Consider the following 18,585-nt stretch of genomic DNA (forward strand, 5'->3'; position numbering starts at 1 on the left):
AGGTGGTGGTGGCGGATGTGCGGTGGGATCGGTTTGTGTCGTCGTTCACGGCGTTGCGGCCGAGCCGGTTGTTCACCGAAATCCCCGAGGCACAGCCCGCGCAGGTCGAGGAGAGGCCGAACGGCGATGACGGCGGGGCGGCGTCGGCGCTGCGGGAGCGGCTGGCCGCCGCCTCCGAGCCGGAGCGCGACCGCATCCTGCTCGACCTGGTCCGCGGCACCGCGGCGGCGGTGCTGGGGCACGCCACGCCGAGCGGGATCCGACCCGGCCGCGGCTTCCTCGAACTGGGCTTCGACTCCCTCACCGCGGTCGAGTTGCGCAACCAGCTGACCGCCGAGACGGGGATCGGGCTGCCCGCCACCCTCGTCTTCGACCACCCCACGCCGAACGCGCTGGCCGCTCACCTGCGGGCCGAGCTGGCGCCCGGGCAGCCGGCGCTGCCGATCGTGGCCGAGATCGAGCGCCTCGACCAACTCCTCGGCGGGCTGCCGGACGGCCAGCTCGACGACGCGGTCATCGGCCGGCTGGAGGACCTGGTGGCCCGGTGGCGAGGGCGTCCCACCCCCACACCCACGCCGGCCGCCGGCGACGAGTTGGAGTCGGCGAGCCGGGAGGAGCTGTTCGACATCATCCAGCGGGAGTTCGGCAAGTCCTGACCGGGCCCGCCCGAGGCGGGCGGAGCGCGGCGGCGCCGCAACGGGCGCGGCTCGGGTGCGGCGGCACGCCGGGCGGGACCCGTGACCTGCCGATGCCGACATCGGCAGGTCACCGCCGCCTAGGGGTGCGCGGCGGCTGTCTAGGGGTGTGCCTGCGCGGGTCCGGCTCCGTAGGGTCGGAACCCTCAGGTCGTCCCGTGCTGCCCACCGGCAGCCGGACGGTACGGATGAGGGTGCGTGCGGTACCCCGGATGGACGGGAGGTCCGCATGGCCGGATCCGGCCTGCCTCAGTTGCTCGCCATCAGTGACCTGCACGTGGTGCACGCGGAGAACAAAGCCATCGTCGAGCGGCTGCGGCCGGAGCGGGACGGCGACTGGCTCGTCGTCGCCGGCGACGTCGGGGAGTTCGCCAGCGACATCGAATGGGCGCTGGGACTGCTCAGCCGGCGCTTCGCGAAGGTGATCTGGGCCCCCGGCAACCACGAGCTCTGGACTCCCCGGGAGGACCCGGTCCAGTTGCGGGGGGACGAGCGCTACCGGCACCTGGTGGAGCTGTGCCGAGGTCTCGGGGTGGTCACCCCGGAGGACCCGTACCCCGTCTGGGACCCGCAGGGCGGCGACCCGGTGCTGATCGCCCCGCTGTTCCTGCTCTACGACTACAGCTTCCGGCCCCCCGGGACGTACACCAAGGAGCAGGCCCTGGCGCGGGCCCACGAGGTCGGCGTGGTCTGCACCGACGAGATCCTGCTGCACCCGGACCCGTATCCGACGAGGGACGCCTGGTGCCGGGCGCGGCTGGCCCTGACCGAGCGCCGGCTCACCACGGAACGCAACGGCCTGCCCACCGTCCTGGTCAACCACTTCCCGCTCGTCCGCGAGCCCACCCGGATCCTCCGGTACCCGGAGTTCGCGCAGTGGTGCGGCACCGAGGCCACCGCGGACTGGCACACCCGCTTCGACGCCCGCGTCGCCGTCTACGGCCACCTGCACATCCCGCGCACCACGTGGTACGACGGGGTGCGGTTCGAGGAGGTCTCGGTGGGCTACCCGCGGGAGTGGCGGCGCCGCGCCACGCCCCCGGGGCGGCTGCGACGCATCCTGCCGGCAGCCGCCGGCCACCCCGCCTGACCGGCCCGCACGATGCGGATCGACGGTCTCTTTCCCGCGCGCCACGGCGGCCCTTCCGGCCCTGCCGATGAGGGGTTCTCTAGGGGTTGGGGACGCCATTGGTGCTCAGTACCGTCCACTCACGGTGGCGGGAATGTGCCGGCGAGGGGCTCCGGCGTGACGGACGCCTGAGCAGGCACGGAACGGATTCGGAAACAGGGATCGGGCGCATGGGCCGGACGGTCACGCCCCCACTCACCTGTGCACGAAGCCGGGCCGCCGGCGGTGGTGTGGTCAGCGAATCGGCAGATTCCGATCGATAGCAAGCTCTGGGCGGGTGGGTCATGGCGGACGAAGACAAGCTCCTCGAACACCTCAAGTGGGTGACCTCCGAGCTCCGCCTGGCGCGCCGGCGCCTGAGCGAGCTGGAGAACGAGGACGCGGAGCCGATCGCGATCGTCGGCATGGCCTGCCGTTTCCCCGGCGGGGTCGCCTCGCCGGAGGACCTCTGGGACCTGGTCGCGGGCGGCGTCGACGCCACCGGCACGTTCCCCGAGGACCGGGGCTGGGACCTGGAGCGGCTCTACGACCCGGACCCCGACCACCCCGGCACCACCTACAGCAACCGGGGCGGGTTCCTGCGGGACGCCGGCCTGTTCGACCCGACCCTGTTCGGGATCTCGCCGCGCGAGGCGCTGGCCATGGACCCGCAGCAGCGGCTTCTGCTGGAGGTGACCTGGGAGGTCTTCGAGCGGGCGGGCATCGACGCCACGTCGGTGCGGGGCAGCCGTACCGGGGTGTTCGTCGGCACGGCGGGGCAGGACTACACGTCGGTGCTGCGGCAGCTGCCCGAGGGCGCCGAGGGCTACGTCCTCACCGGCACCGCGGCGAGCGTCATGTCCGGCCGGTTGGCGTACTCCTTCGGGCTGGAGGGGCCCGCCGTCACGATCGACACCGCCTGCTCCTCCTCGCTGGTCACGCTGCACCTCGCCGGCCAGGCCCTGCGGGACGGCGAATGCTCCCTCGCGGTGGCCGGCGGCGTCACCGTACTGGCCACGCCCGGCGCCTTCGTCGAGTTCTCCCGCCAGCGGGGGCTCGCCTCCGACGGCCGGTGCAAGGCGTTCTCCGCCGACGCCGACGGCACCGGCTGGTCCGAGGGCGTCGCCATGCTGCTGGTCGAGAAGCTCTCCGACGCCCGACGCAACGGGCACCCCGTCCTGGCGGTGATCCGGGGCAGCGCCGTGAACCAGGACGGCGCCAGCAGCGGCCTGACCGCCCCCAACGGCCCCTCCCAGCAGCGGGTCATCCGGCAGGCGCTGGAGAACGCCCGGCTCACGCCGTCCGACGTGGACGTGGTCGAGGCGCACGGCACGGGCACCCGGCTCGGCGACCCGATCGAGGCACAGGCGCTGCTGGCCACGTACGGCCAGGGCCGGACCGCCGACCGGCCGCTGTGGCTGGGGTCGCTGAAGTCGAACATCGGCCACCCACAGGCCGCCGCCGGCGCCGGCGGCGTCATCAAGATGGTGATGGCGATGCGGCACGGCGTGCTGCCGCCGACCCTGCACGTCGAGAAGCCGTCCCCGCACGTCGACTGGTCGACGGGGGCGGTGTCGCTGCTGGACGACGCGCGGCCGTGGCCGGGCGACGACCACGTCCGGCGGGCCGCCGTGTCGTCCTTCGGCATGAGCGGCACGAACGCCCACCTGATCCTGGAGCAGGCCCCGACCCCCGAACCCGTGGACGACCCGGCCGCCGCGCCCCGCCGGCCCGCCGTCGCGCCGGTGCTGCTGTCGGCCGCGCAGCCGGCCGCGTTGGCCGCACAGGCGGACCGGTGGGCCCGCTGGCTGGGCGACGAAGCCGAGCGGCGCCCGGTCGACGTGGGCTGGTCGTCGGTGGTGTCCCGGTCGACGCTCGACCAGCGCGCCGTGGTGCTCGCCGAGGACCGTGCGGGCCTGCTCGGCGGCCTGGCCGCCCTGGCGGCGGGAGAGCCGTCGGGCACGGTGGTCGCGGGCCGGGCCGGGGACCGGGGTCCGCTGGCGGTGCTCTTCTCCGGTCAGGGCGCGCAGCGCGCCGGCATGGGCCGGGAGCTGTACGCCGAGTTCCCCGTCTTCGCCGCCGCGCTCGACGAGGCGTGCCGGCACCTGGACCGGGTGCTGCCGCAGCCGCTGCGCGAGGTGCTGTTCGCCGAGCCGGGCACCCCGGAGGCGGAGCTGTTGGACCAGACGGCGTTCACCCAGGCCGGGCTGTTCGCGGCCGAGGTGGCGCTGTTCCGCCTCGTCGAGTCGTTCGGTGTGGTGCCGGACTTCGTGGGCGGCCACTCGATCGGTGAGATCGCCGCCGCGCACGTGGCCGGGGTGCTGTCCCTGGAGGACGCCTGCCTGCTCGTTGCCGCCCGGGGCCGGCTGATGCAGGCCCTGCCCGCCGGCGGCGGGATGCTGGCCGTCGCGGCGGACGAGGCGGCGGTGGCGGAGTCCATCGCCGGCCTGACCGACCGGGTCGGGATCGCCGCGGTGAACGGGCCGACCTCCGTCGTCGTGTCCGGCGCCGTCGAGGCCCTCGACGAGGTGGAGCGCGCCTGGCGGGACCGCGGCGTGCGGGTCCGCCGGTTGACGGTGAGCCACGCGTTCCACAGCCCGCTCATGGAACCGGTGCTGGAGCGGTTCCGGGGCATCGTCGCGCGGCTGACCTTCGCCGCGCCCACGCTGCCGCTGGTGTCGAACCTGACCGGGGCGCTCGCCGACCCCCACGAGGTCCGCACCCCGGAGTACTGGGTGCGGCACGTCCGCGAGCCCGTCCGCTACGCCGACGGGCTGACCGCGCTGCGGGCCGCAGGCGCCGACACGTTCCTGGAGATCGGCCCGCAGAGCGTGCTGACCGCGATGGCGGCCGACATCCTGCCCGACGACGACGTGCTGGCCGTCGCCGCCCAGCGCCGGGACCGGCCGGAGGCGCACGCGCTGCTGGCCGCGCTCGCCGAGCTGCACGTGCACGGCGTGCCGGTGGCCTGGCAGGAGTGGTTCGCCGACACCGGCGCACGTCGGGTCGACCTGCCCACGTACGCCTTCCAGCGGGAGCGGTTCTGGCCCGAGGTGGTGCCGTGGCGCGTCGGCGACGTGACGGGCGCCGGCCTGGGCGTGGCGGGGCATCCGCTGCTCGGCGCGGCGGTGCGGCTCGCCGGTGACGACGAGGTGGTGCTGACCGGCCGGTTGTCGGCGTCGACCCACCCGTGGCTGACGGACCACGTCGTGTCCGGCGCCGTGGTGGTGCCGGGCACTGCCCTGGTGGAGCTGGCCGTACGCGCCGGTGACGAGGTGGGCGCGTCCCGGGTGGGCGAGCTGACCGTCGCCGCGCCGCTGGTGCTGCCGGCGTCCGGCGCGGTACGCGTGCAGGTGCGCGTCGGCGCGGCCGACGACTCCGGCGCCCGGTCGGTCGCCGTCCACTCCCAGCCCGAGGAGGACGGCGACACCGAGTGGGTGCGGCACGCCGACGGTGTGCTGGAGCCGACGTCGGCCGACGAGCCGACCGTCGGGGCGTGGCCGCCGGCGGACGCGACCGAGGTGGACCTGGCCGGGTGGTACGCGAGGCTGGCCGAGCACGGCCTGTCGTACGGGCCCGTGTTCCAGGGCGTGCGGCGGGTCTGGTCGACCGACGGCGAGGTGTACGCCGAGGTCGCGCTGCCCGACGAGGCGGCCGGCGAGGCCACCGCGTTCGGGGTGCACCCGGCGCTGCTGGACGCCGCGCTGCACCCGGTGGCGCTGTTGCTCGCCGGGGAGTCGGCGAGCGGGCCGCGGGTGCCGTTCGCGTTCGAGGGCGTGCAGGTGCACGCCTCGGGCGCCCGGACGCTGCGGGTGCGGCTGACCCGGGACGGGTCCGGGGTACGGCTGGTCGCCTGCGACGGCGCGGGCACGCCGGTGGTGTCGGTGGACTCCCTGGTGCTGCGGGAGATGACCGGGGTGACGCCCCACGGCGCCGCCGCCCGGTCGCTGTTCGACGTGGCGTGGCAGGCCGAGCGCGTCGTCCCGGTCGACGACCTCCCCGGGTGGGCGGTGCTGGGCCGGTCGGTGCCGGCCGCGCTGCCGGAGCTGCCGGTCCATGCCGACGTGGCAGCGCTGGCGGCGAGCGGGCAGCCGGCCCGGCAGGTGCTGCTGGCGGTGCCGGCCGGCGACCCCGGCGTCGCCGTGCCGGACGCCGTGCGGGCGGTCACCACCGGCGTCCTGGACGTGCTGCGCTCCTGGCTCGCCGCCGACGAGGTGGCGGACGCGAAGCTGGTCGTGGTGACCCGGGGCGCGGTGGCCGCCGGGGACGACGACCAGGTCACCGACCTGCCGGCGGCGGCGGTCTGGGGCCTGCTGCGCTCCGCGCAGTCCGAGCACCCGGGACGGATCGTCCTCGCCGACGTCGACGGCGAGCTGGACCGGACCGTCCTCGCCGTGCTGGCCGGGGCGGCGGTCGACCCGTCGGTCTCCGGCGGCCAACTCGCGCTGCGCGCCGACCGGACGCTCGTGCCAAGGCTGGTGCGGCCGGCGGGCGACGAGCTGACGCCGCCGTCGTCCGGGCCGTGGCACCTGGCCGCCGTCGCCCCGGGCACCCTGGACGGGATCGGCATGGTGCCGGCCACGGCCGTGGCCCTGGACGCGGGGCAGGTGCGCATCGCGGTGCGCGCGGCGGGGGTGAACTTCCGGGACGTGTTGATCGGTCTGGGGATGTATCCGGATCCGGCTGCGGTGATGGGCAGTGAGGGTGCGGGCGTGGTGGTCGAGGTCGGCCCCGGCGTGACCGACCTGGTGCCCGGCGACCGGGTGCTCGGCATGTTCGAGTACGGGTTCGGCCCGCAGGCGGTCGCCGCGCGGGAGCGGATCGCGAAGATGCCCGCCGGGTGGTCGTTCACCCAGGCGGCGTCGATGCCCCTGGTCTTCCTGACGGCGTACTACGCGCTGCACGACCTGGCCGGTCTGCGGGCCGGCGAGTCGGTGCTGATCCACAACGGTGCGGGCGGCGTCGGTATGGCCGCCATCCAGCTCGCCCACCACCTCGGCGCCACCGTCCACGCCACCGCCAGCCCGGGCAAGTGGGGTGTGCTGCGCGGTCTGGGCGTGGCCGAGGAGCGGATCGCGTCGTCGCGGACGACGGAGTTCAAGCAGTCCTTCACGTCGGTGACCGGTGGTGCCGGGGTGGACGTGGTGTTGGACGCGCTGGCGGGGGAGTTCGTCGACGCGTCGTTGCGGCTGCTGCCGCGTGGTGGTCGGTTCGTGGAGATGGGCAAGGCCGATCTGCGGGACCCGGACGTGGTCGCCGCCGAGCACCCGGGCGTGACGTACCGCGCGTTCGACCTGAACGAGGCCGGCAGCACCCGGATCGGCGAGATGCTGGCCGAACTCCTGGCGCTGTTCGAGCAGGGCGCGCTGCGGCCGCTGCCCGTGCGGGCGTGGGACGTACGCCAGGCCCGGCAGGCGCTGCGGCACGTCAGCCAGGCCCGGCACGTCGGCAAGGTGGTGCTCCGCATCCCCGCCCCGGTGGACCCCGAGGGCACCGTGCTGGTCACCGGCGCCGCCGGGACGCTGGCCGGCGTGGTCGCCCGGCACCTCGTCGCCACCGGCCAGGCCCGGCACCTGCTGCTGGCCTCCCGCCGCCACCCCGACCAGGCCGGCGGGGACGACTACGCCACCCTCGTCCGGGACCTGACCGACGCGGGGGCCGAGGTCACCGCCGTGGCGGTCGACGTCAGCGACCCCGCGCAGGTCACCGGGCTGATCGCCGGGGTCGACCCGGCGCACCCGCTGACCGCGGTGGTCCACACCGCCGGGGTGATCGCCGACGCGACCATCGGCTCGCTCGACGAGCGGGCCCTGCACGCCGTGCTGGCGCCGAAGGTGGACGCCGGCTGGGCGCTGCACGAGGCGACCCGGCACCTGGACCTCGCCGCGTTCGTGGTGTTCTCGTCGGTGGCGGCCACCCTCGGCTCGCCCGGGCAGGGCAACTACGCGGCGGCCAACGCCTTCCTCGACGCCCTCGCCCGGCACCGCCACCAGCAGGGCCTGCCCGCCACCAGCCTCGCGTGGGGCATGTGGGCCACCGCCAGCGCGATGACCGCGCACCTCGACGGGGACGACCAGCAGCGGCTGCGGCGCGTCGGCATGAGCGGCCTCTCCCCGGCCGAGGGCGCCGAACTCCTCGACGCGGCCCTGCCGTCGGCCGCGCCGGTCGTCGTCGCGGCCCGACTCCAGCTCACCGGCGAGACCAGCCAGGTGCCGCCGCTGATGCGGCAGCTTGTCCGCGCCGCCGGCCGGCGGCGCACGGCCACCGACCGACCGACCGCCGGGGCGTCCTGGCGGGACCGGCTGGCCGGCCTGCCCGAGGCGGACGCCCGGCAGACGCTGGTCGACCTGGTCTGCGGGCAGGCCGCGACCGTGCTGGGTCACGCCTCGGCACAGGCGGTCTCCGCCGCCCGGGCCTTCAAGGACCTGGGCTTCGACTCGCTGACCTCGGTGGAGCTGCGCAACCGCCTGGGCGCCGCGACCGGGCTGCGGCTGTCCGCCACGCTGGCCTTCGACCACCCCACCCCGGCCCGGCTGGCCGACCACCTGTTCCAGCAGCTCGGCCACGCCACCGGCGCCGGCCCGACGGTGCGTACGGTCGGCACCGGCGACGCCGACGAGCCGATCGCCATCATCGGCATGGCCTGCCGCTACCCCGGCGGCGTCGCCACCCCCGAGCAGCTGTGGCAGCTCGTCACCTCCGGGTCCGACGCGATCGGCGGCTTCCCCACCGACCGCGGCTGGGACCTCGACCGGCTGTACGGCGCGGACGGCGACCAGGCCGGCGGCACCGTCACAGACCAGGGCGGTTTCCTCTACGACGCGGCCGACTTCGACGCCGGCTTCTTCAACATCAGCCCCCGCGAGGCCCTCGCGATGGACCCGCAGCAGCGGCTGCTGCTGGAGACCGCCTGGGAGAGCTTCGAGTACGCCGGCATCGACCCCACCGGGGTCACCGGCACCGCCACCGGCGTCTTCGTCGGCGCCGCCTCCTCCGGCTACGCCAGCAGCGGCCGCGACGACCTGGACGGCCTCGAGGGGCACCTGCTGACCGGCACGGCGGGCAGCGTCGCCTCCGGGCGGGTCGCCTACACCTTCGGCCTGGAGGGCCCGGCCGTCACCGTCGACACCGCCTGCTCCTCGTCCCTGGTCGCGCTGCACCTCGCCGCCCAGGCGCTGCGCGGCGGGGAGTGCGACCTCGCCCTGGCCGGCGGGGTGGCGCTGATGGCACAGCCCGGCATGTTCTCCGAGTTCTCCCGCCAGGGCGGGCTGGCCCCGGACGGGCGGTGCAAGGCGTTCGCCGCCGGCGCCGACGGCACCGGCTGGTCCGAGGGCGTGGGCATGCTGCTGGTGGAGCGGCTCTCCGACGCCCGGCGCAACGGGCACCGCGTCCTCGCCGTCGTGCGCGGCTCCGCGATCAACCAGGACGGCGCGTCCAACGGGCTGACCGCCCCGAACGGCCCGTCCCAGCAGCGGGTGATCCGGCAGGCCCTCGCCAACGCCGGGCTCGCCACGACCGACGTGGACGCCGTCGAGGCGCACGGCACCGGCACCACCCTCGGCGACCCCATCGAGGCCCAGGCCCTGCTGGCCACGTACGGGCAGGACCGGAACGGCGGGGAGCCGCTCTGGCTCGGGTCGATCAAGTCGAACATCGGCCACGCCCAGGCGGCGGCGGGCGTCGCCGGCGTGATCAAGATGGTGCTGGCGATGCGGCACGGCATGCTGCCGCCGACCCTGCACGTGGACGAGCCGTCGCCGCACGTCGACTGGAGCGCCGGGGCGGTCGCCCTGCTCACCGAGGCGCGGCCGTGGCCGGCCGCCGACCGGCCCCGCCGCGCGGCGGTGTCGTCGTTCGGCATCAGCGGCACCAACGCGCACACAATCATCGAACAGGCGCCGGCCGAGGCTGCCCCGGCCACGCCCCCGCCGGCCGACGACCTGCCCGGCCTGGTCGGGCCCGCCGCCGTGCCGCTGCTCGTGTCCGGCCGCAGCCCCCGCGCCCTGCGCGAGCAGGCCGTCCGCCTCGGCGAGCGCCTCGCCGCCGACGCCGACCTGGACCTGCGCGACCTCGGGTTCTCCCTGGCCACCCGGCGGGCCCACCACCCGTACCGTGCGGTCACCGTGGCCGGCGACCGGGACGACGCCGTCGCCCGCCTGGCCGCGCTCGCCGCCGCCGACGGCGCGCCGACCGGCACGGACGCGACGCCGAAGGTCGTCTTCGTCTTCCCCGGCCAGGGCTCGCAGTGGGCGGGCATGGCGCTGGACCTGCTGGACACCTCCCCGGTCTTCCGGCAGCGGATGCGGGAGTGCGCGGACGAGCTGTCCCGCCACGTGGACTGGTCCCTGGAGGACGTGCTCCGGGAGGCGCCCGGCGCGCCGCCGCTGGACCGGGTGGACGTCGTCCAGCCCGTGCTCTTCTCCGTCATGGTGTCCCTGGCGCAGCTCTGGCGCTCGTGCGGCGTGGAGCCGGCCGCCGTCGTCGGGCACTCGCAGGGCGAGATCGCCGCGGCCTGCGTCGCCGGCGCGCTGACCCTCGCCGACGCGGTGCGGCTCGTCGTGGCGCGCAGCCGCGGCCTGCTGGCGATCGTGGGCCGGGGCGGCATGGTCTCCGTCCCGCTCCCGGCCGCCGACACCGAGCAGCTGATCGCGCCGTGGCAGGGGACCCTCTCCGTCGCCGCCGTCAACGGCGCCGCCGTGACCGTGGTCTCCGGCGACTCGGCGGCGGTCACCGCGCTGCTCGCGCACTGCGCCGAGCGGGACATCCGGGCCCGGCAGATCGCCGTCGACTACGCGTCGCACTGCGGCCACGTCGACGCGGTCCGCGACGAGGTGATGGCCGGGCTCGGCACGGTCGAGCCCCGGTCCACCACGGTCGCCTTCCACTCCACCGTCACCGGCGAGCTGATCGACACCACCGAGCTCGACGCGGAGTACTGGTACCGCAACCTGCGGGAACCGGTCCGGCTCGGGCCGGTGGTGGACCGGCTGGTCGACGAGGGCTTCCGGGTCTTCGTCGAGGTCAGCCCGCACCCCGTGCTCAAGGTGGCCGTCCAGGACGCGCTCGACCGGGCCACCGGTGCCGGCGACGCGGGCGTGGTGGCGGGTTCGCTGCGCCGCGACGAGAACGGGCCGCGCCAACTGCTGGCCAACCTCGGCGACCTGCACGTCGCCGGCGTGCCCGTGGACTGGACGAGGGTGTTCGCCGGCTGCGGCGCCACCCCCGTCGACCTGCCCACGTACGCCTTCCAGCGGGACCGGTTCTGGCCGGCGGTCGACCGGTCGGCGGCCGGTGACGTGTCGGGCGCGGGCCTGGGCGCGGCGGGCCACGGACTGCTCGGCGCGGCGGTGCGCCTCGCCGGTGACGACGAGGTCGTGCTGACCGGCCGGCTGTCGGTGTCGACGCACCCCTGGCTGGCGGACCACGTGGTCGGCGGCGCGGTGGTGCTGCCGGGCACCGCCCTGGTGGAACTCGCGGTGCGGGCCGGCGACGAGGTGGACGCGTCACGCGTGCGCGAGCTGACCATCGCCGCGCCGCTGGTGCTGCCGGACGCCGGCGCGATCCGCGTGCAGGTGCGCGTCGGCGCGGCCGACGGCTCCGACGCCCGGCCCGTGGCGGTGCACTCGCAGCCCGACGGCGACCCGGAGGCCGCCTGGGTGCGGCACGCCGACGGCCTGCTGGAGCAGGCCGCCGACGAGCCGGCCGTGGGCCCCTGGCCGCCGACCGGGGCAGCCGAGGTGGACCTCGCCGGCTGGTACCCGGCGCTGGCGGAGCGCGGCCTGGCCTACGGGCCGGCGTTCCGGGGCCTGCGCCGGCTGTGGACCGCCGGCGACGAGGCGTACGCCGAGGTCGCCCTGCCCGCCGAGGCGGCCACCGACGCCGCCGGCTTCGCCGTGCACCCGGCCCTGCTGGACGCCGCGCTGCACCCCGTCGGGCTGCTGCTGACCGAGCGGACCGGCGGACCCCGCGTGCCGTTCGCGTTCGAGGGCGTGCAGGTGCACGCCTCCGGCGCCACGACGCTGCGGGTGCGCTTGACCCGGGCCGGCTCCCGGGTCCGGCTGGTGGCCGGCGACGAGTCCGGCGCGCCGGTGGTGTCCGTGGAGTCGCTCGCGCTGCGGGAGATGAGCGACGCCGCCGGTGCGGAGACCGCGGAGCGGTCGCTGTTCGAGGTGACGTGGCAGCCCGAGCCGGTCACCCCGGCGCGGGACGTCTCCGGCTGGGTGCTGCTCGGCGCCGGCGAGGCGCCGGCGGGCCTGGCCACGCCGGTGTTCCCGACCGTCGACGACGTGACCACGGCGGTCTCGGCTGGGTCGGTCGAGGCGCCCCGCGCGCTGGTCCTTCCGGTCGACGCCGGCACACCGGCCGGCAACCTGCCCGACCTCGTCCGTACGGTCACCGCCGGGGTGCTGGACGCGGTGCGCTCCTGGTTGGACAGCGCGGCCCTGGCGGACACGACGCTGGTGGTGCTGACCCGCGGCGCCGTGGTCGCCACCCCGGCCGACGCGCTGCGGGACCTGGCCGGCGCGGCGATCTGGGGCCTGCTGCGCTCCGCGCAGTCCGAGCACCCGGGACGGATCGTCCTCGCCGACGTCGACGGCGAACTCACCCCGGCCACCCTCGCCGTGCTGGCCGGCGTGGCCGAGGACCCGTCGGCCACCGGCGGCCAGGTGGCCGTACGCGGCGACGAGGTGCGCACCCCGCGCCTGGGCCGGCCCGCCGGCCCGGCCGCCGACGAACTCGTCCCGCCGGCCGGACTGTGGCGGGTCGGTGCGGTCAGCCCCGGCACCCTGGACGGGATCGGCATGGTGCCGGCCACGGCCGTGGCCCTGGACGCGGGGCAGGTGCGCATCGCGGTGCGCGCGGCGGGGGTGAACTTCCGGGACGTGTTGATCGGTCTGGGGATGTATCCGGATCCGGCTGCGGTGATGGGCAGTGAGGGCGCGGGCGTGGTGGTCGAGGTCGGCCCCGGCGTGACCGACCTGGCGCCGGGCGACCGGGTGCTCGGCATGTTCGAGCCCGCCTTCGCCCCCGAGGTGATCGCCACCCGCGACCTCGTCGCGAAGATCCCCGCCGGCTGGTCCTTCGCGCAGGCCGCGTCCGTGCCGGTGGTCTTCCTGACGGCGTACTACGCGCTGCGTGACCTGGCCGGTCTGCGGGCCGGCGAGTCGGTGCTGATCCACAACGGTGCGGGCGGGGTCGGCATGGCCGCGATCCAGCTCGCTCGGCACTGGGGCGCGACGGTGTTCGCCACCGCCAGTCCCGGCAAGTGGGGTGTGCTGCGCGGTCTGGGCGTGGCCGAGGAGCGGATCGCGTCGTCGCGGACGACGGAGTTCGAGCAGTCCTTCACGTCGGTGACCGGTGGTGCCGGGGTGGACGTGGTGTTGGACGCGCTGGCGGGGGAGTTCGTCGACGCGTCGTTGCGGCTGCTGCCGCGTGGTGGTCGGTTCGTGGAGATGGGCAAGGCCGATCTGCGGGACCCGGACGTGGTCGCCGCCGAGCACCCGGGCGTGACGTACCGCGCGTTCGACCTGAACGAGGCCGGACACCGGCGCATCGGCGAGATGCTCACCGAGGTCCTCGCCCTCTTCGAACAGGGCGCGCTGCGGCCGCTGCCCGTGCGGGCGTGGGACGTCCGCCAGGCCCGGCAGGCGCTACGGCACATCAGCCAGGCCCGGCACATCGGCAAGGTCGTCCTGCGGGTGCCCGCGCCCGCCGACCCGGACGGCACCGTGCTGATCACCGGCGCCGGCGGCGCCCTCGCCGGCGTGTTCGCCCGGCACCTCGTCGCCACCGGCCAGGCCCGGCACCTGCTGCTGGCCTCCCGCCGCGGCCCGGAGCAGTACGGGGACCTGGTCGAGGAACTGACCCGTGCGGGCGCCCGGGTCACCGTCGGCACCGCCGACGTGGCCGACCCCGCGCAGGTGACCCGGCTGCTGGAACTGGTGGAGCCGGCGCACCCGCTGACCGCGGTGGTCCACACCGCCGGGGTGATCGCCGACGCGACCATCGGCTCGCTCGACGAGCGGGCCCTGCACGCCGTGCTGGCGCCGAAGATGGACGCCGGCTGGGCGCTGCACGAGGCGACCCGGCACCTGGACCTGGCCGCGTTCGTGGTGTTCTCGTCGGTGGCGGCCACCCTCGGCTCGCCCGGGCAGGGCAACTACGCGGCGGCCAACGCCTTCCTCGACGCCCTCGCCCGGCACCGCCACCAGCAGGGCCTGCCCGCCACCAGCCTCGCCTGGGGACTGTGGGCCACCAGCAGCGCCATGACCGCCCACCTGGGCGGCACCGACCACCGCAAGGCCATCCGCGCCACCAGCGCCCCGCTGACCGACCAGCAGGGCGTGGCGCTCTACGAGCTGGCCCGCCGGCGCGGCGACGCGCACCTCGTACTCATGAACCTGCCACCGGCGGCGTCGCGGCCGGCCGGCCGGGCCGTGCCCAGCCTGCTGCGAGACTTGATCCGGGCCACCGGCCCGGCCCGGCGCGCGGTGGGCCGGGGCCCGGCGGACACCGCTTCCGTGCGGGACCGGCTCGCGATGCTCAGCCCCGCGGAGCGGCGCGGCCACCTGCTCGACCTGGTGGCCGCCAGCGTGGCCGCCGTGCTCGGGCACCGCTCGGCGGAGAGCGTCGACACCCAACGCGCCTTCAAGGAACTGGGCTTCGACTCGCTCACCTCGGTGGAGCTGCGCAACCGGCTGTCCGCCACGACCGGGCTGCGGCTGCCCGCGACCGTGGCGTTCGACTACCCCGCCCCGGTGGTGCTCGCCGAGTTCCTCGACCAGGAACTCGGCGGCGCGGCGGCGGCGGACCGGCCCGCCGCGGTCGGCACGACCGCCGCCCTCGACGAGCCGATCGCCATCATCGGCATGGCCTGTCGGTTCCCCGGCGACGTGCAGACCCCCGAGCAGCTCTGGGAGGTGGTCACCGCCGGCGCCGACGTCATCTCGCCGTTCCCCACCGACCGGGGCTGGAACCTGGACGACCTGCGCGCCGACGGCGAGGACGTCACCTCCGTACCGCGCCAGGGCGGCTTCCTCCACGACGCCGCCCAGTTCGACGCCGCCTTCTTCGGGATCTCGCCCCGGGAGGCCCTCGCGATGGACCCGCAGCAGCGGCTGCTGCTGGAGACGTCCTGGGAAGCCTTCGAACGGGCCGGGATCGACCCCCAGTCGGCGCGGGGCAGCAGCACCGGCGTCTACGTCGGGCTCATCTACCACGACTACGCCTCCCAGGCCGCCGGCACCACCGACGAACTGGGCGGCCACGTCGGCAACGGCAGCGCCGGCAGCGTCGCCTCGGGCCGGATCTCGTACCTGTTCGGCCTGGAGGGCCCGGCCGTCACCGTCGACACCGCCTGCTCGTCGTCGCTGGTGGCGCTGCACCTGGCGACCCAGGCGCTGCGGCAGGACGAGTGCCGCCTCGCGCTCGCCGGCGGGGTGAGCGTCATGTCCACCCCCGGCATGCTCACCGAGTTCTCCCGGCAGCGCGGCCTGTCCGCCGACGGGCGGTGCAAGGCCTTCGGCGCGGGCGCCGACGGCACCGGCTTCGCCGAGGGCGTCGGCATGCTCCTGCTGGAGCGCCTCTCCGACGCGCAGCGCAACGGCCACCGCGTCCTCGCCGTCGTCCGTGGCAGCGCGGTCAACCAGGACGGCGCCAGCAGCGGCCTGACCGCGCCGAACGGCCCCGCCCAGCAGCGGGTGATCCGGCAGGCCCTCGCCAACGCCCGGCTCGCCACGACCGACGTGGACGCCGTCGAGGCGCACGGCACCGGCACCGCCCTGGGCGACCCCATCGAGGCGCAGGCCCTGCTGGCCACGTACGGGCAGGGCCGGCCGCAGGACCGGCCGCTGTGGCTGGGGTCGGTCAAGTCGAACATCGGCCACGCCCAGGCGGCGGCCGGCGTCGCCGGCGTGATCAAGATGGTGCTGGCGATGCGGCACGGCATGCTGCCGCCCACCCTGCACGTCGAGAAGCCTTCCCCGCACATCGACTGGAGCGCCGGGGCAGTCGCCCTGCTCACCGAGGCGCGGCCGTGGCCGGCCGCCGACCGGCCCCGGCGCGCGGCGGTGTCGTCGTTCGGCATCAGCGGCACCAACGCGCACACCATCATCGAGCAGGCGCCGGAACCCGCCCCGGCGCCGGCCGCGCCGCCAGCCACGACGGTGCCGGGCGACCTCGTCGCCTGCGTCCTCTCCGCCCGCGACGACGCCGCCCTGCGCGAGCAGGCACGCCGACTGCGGACCCTGGCCGCCGACGAGCCGGACCTGACCGTCGCCGACATCGGCCGGGCCCTCGCCACCAGCCGGACCGCCTTCGAGCACCGCGCGGTGCTGCTGCCCCGCGACCGCGACGGCCTGCTCGCCGCCCTCGACGCGCTGGCGGACGACGAGCCCTCCGCCGCCGTCGTGCGGGGGGTCGCCCGGAGCGGGCGGACCGCCGTCCTCTTCTCAGGTCAGGGCGCGCAGCGCGCCGGCACGGGCCGCGAGTTGTACGGCGCTTTCCCGGTCTTCGCCGCGGCGTTGGACGAGGTGTGCGGTCGTCTCGACCCGCTGCTGCCGCGTCCGCTGCGGGAGGTGTTGTTCGCTGAGGGGGGCACGGCCGAGGCGGAGTTGTTGGACCAGACGGTGTTCACGCAGGCGGGGTTGTTCGCCGTCGAGGTGGCCCTGTTCCGGCTGGTCGAGTCGTTCGGGGTCGTGCCCGACCTGGTGGCCGGGCACTCCATCGGCGAGATCGCGGCGGCTCACGTCGCCGGCCTGTTCAGCCTGGCCGACGCGTGCGCGCTGGTCGCGGCGCGTGGCCGGCTGATGCAGGCCCTGCCCGCCGGCGGCGGCATGCTCGCCGTGGCGGCGGACGAGGCGGCGGTAGCCGAGTCGATCGCCGCGCTCACCGACCGGGTCGGCGTCGCGGCGGTGAACGCCCCGACCGCCGTGGTGGTCTCCGGGGACGTCGAGGCGCTCGACGGACTGGAGCGGACCTGGCGGGAGCGGGGCGTCCGCACCCGCCGGCTGACCGTCAGCCACGCGTTCCACAGCCCGCTGATGGAGCCGATGCTGGACGAGTTCCGGCAGGTGCTCGACGCACTGACGTTCCACTGGCCCGTCCTGCCGATCGTGTCGAACCTGACCGGGCAGGTCGCGGACCCCGACGAGATCGGCACCCCCGACTACTGGGTCCGGCACGTCCGGGAGACGGTCCGGTTCGCCGACGGGGTCGCGACCCTCCGCGAGCGCAACGTGCGTACGTTCGTCGAACTGGGCCCCGACGCGGTGCTCGGCGGCATGGTGGGTGCCTGCCTGCCGGACGACGAGGCCACGCCGTCCGCGGCGGTCGTGGCGACCCTCCGCCCCGGCCGGCCCGAGCCCGTGTCGCTGGTCAACGCGCTGGCGGAGCTGCACGTGCACGGAGCGCCGGTCACCTGGACCGCCCTCCTCCCGGCCGCGACCCGCCCGGTCGACCTGCCGACGTACCCGTTCCAGCGGCAGCGCTTCTGGCCGGCCGTGGGCCGGCTGCGCGCCGGCGACGTCACCGGCGCCGGCCTCGGTGTGGCCGGACACGGGCTGCTCGGCGCGGCCGTGGACCTGGCCGGCGACGACGAGGTCGTGCTGACCGGCCGGATCTCCCTGACCACGCACCCCTGGCTGGCCGACCACGTCGTCTCCGGCGTGACGCTGGTCCCGGGCACGGCGCTGGTGGAGCTGGCCGTACGCGCCGGCGACGAGGTGGACCTGCCCCGGCTGCGCGACCTGACGGTCCTGGTGCCGCTGGTGCTCCCCGAGTCCGGCGGCGTACGGATCCAGGTGCGGGTGTCCGCGTCGGAGACGCCGCAGCGTCCCGTCGCCGTCTACTCGCGCCCCGACGACGACCCGGAGGCGGGCTGGACGCAGCACGCGGAGGGCGTGCTGGAGTCGGCGATGGCGGACGAGCCCCGGCTGGCCGCCTGGCCGCCGGCCGGTGCCGCCGAGGTGGACCTGGCGGGCTGGTACCCGGCGCTGGTCGAGCACGGCCTGCGGTACGGGCCGGTCTTCCAGGGGCTCCGGCGCGTCTGGACCGGTGGTGACGACGTGTACGCCGAGGTGGTCCTGCCGGACGACGCGACGGCCGAGGCCGCCCGGTTCGGGGTGCACCCGGCGCTGCTGGACGCCGCCCTGCACCCGATCGGGCTGCTGCCCGGCATGGAGGAGTCGGGCGGGCCGCGCGTGCCGTTCGCGTTCGAGGGCGTGCAGGTGCACGCCTCGGGTGCCGGGGTGCTGCGGGTGCGGTTGAGCCGCAACGGCTCCGGGGTCCGGTTGACCGCCTGCGACGAGGCGGGCGCGCCGGTGGTGTCGGTCGACTCGCTCGTCCTGCGGGAGCTGACCGGCGTGGCCGCCGCCAGCGCGGCGTCCCGCTCGCTGTTCGAGGTGGTCTGGCAGGCCGAGGAGGGCGAGCCGGTCGACGACGCGTCGGGCTGGGCCGTGCTGGGCGGGCCGGCCCTGCCGGGCGTCCCCGGCGGCCCCTCCGCCGAGACGATCCGGCAGCTACGGGCCGCGATCGAGGCCGGCATCACGCCGCCGCGCCTGCTGCTGTTCACGCCGCCCGGCTCGAACGCCGACGACGCCGACCCGGCGGAGACCGTACGCACGGTGACCGCCGACGTGCTGGGCCTCGTGCAGGCGTGGCTGGCGGCCGACGTGCTGACGGACTCGACGCTGGTGGTGGTGACCCGGGGCGCGGTTTCGGTCGGTGCCGAGGATCGGGTCACGGATCTGGCGGGTGCGGCGGTGTGGGGTCTGCTGCGGTCGG

At 76.1% G+C, this 18,585-nt stretch carries 3 protein-coding genes; all 3 read left to right on the forward strand.

Translation table 11 applies throughout. The features are described from left to right. A partial coding sequence (locus tag AB0G14_RS32225; RefSeq protein WP_357703992.1) for a phosphopantetheine-binding protein occupies positions 1-656 on the forward strand: 656 nt, incomplete at its 5' end. 268 nt (positions 657-924) lie between these two features. Then, positions 925-1,785: a metallophosphoesterase gene (locus AB0G14_RS32230; RefSeq protein ID WP_357703994.1), complete on the forward strand. Its 861-nt coding sequence runs from the start codon at positions 925-927 to the stop codon at positions 1,783-1,785. A gap of 323 nt (positions 1,786-2,108) precedes the next feature. Continuing rightward, the coding region (locus AB0G14_RS32235) for an SDR family NAD(P)-dependent oxidoreductase (RefSeq protein WP_357703996.1) at positions 2,109-18,585 on the forward strand (16,477 nt) is incomplete at its 3' end.

The sequence above is a fragment of the Micromonospora sp. NPDC023814 genome (assembly GCF_040639595.1).
Lineage (GTDB): Bacteria > Actinomycetota > Actinomycetes > Mycobacteriales > Micromonosporaceae > Micromonospora.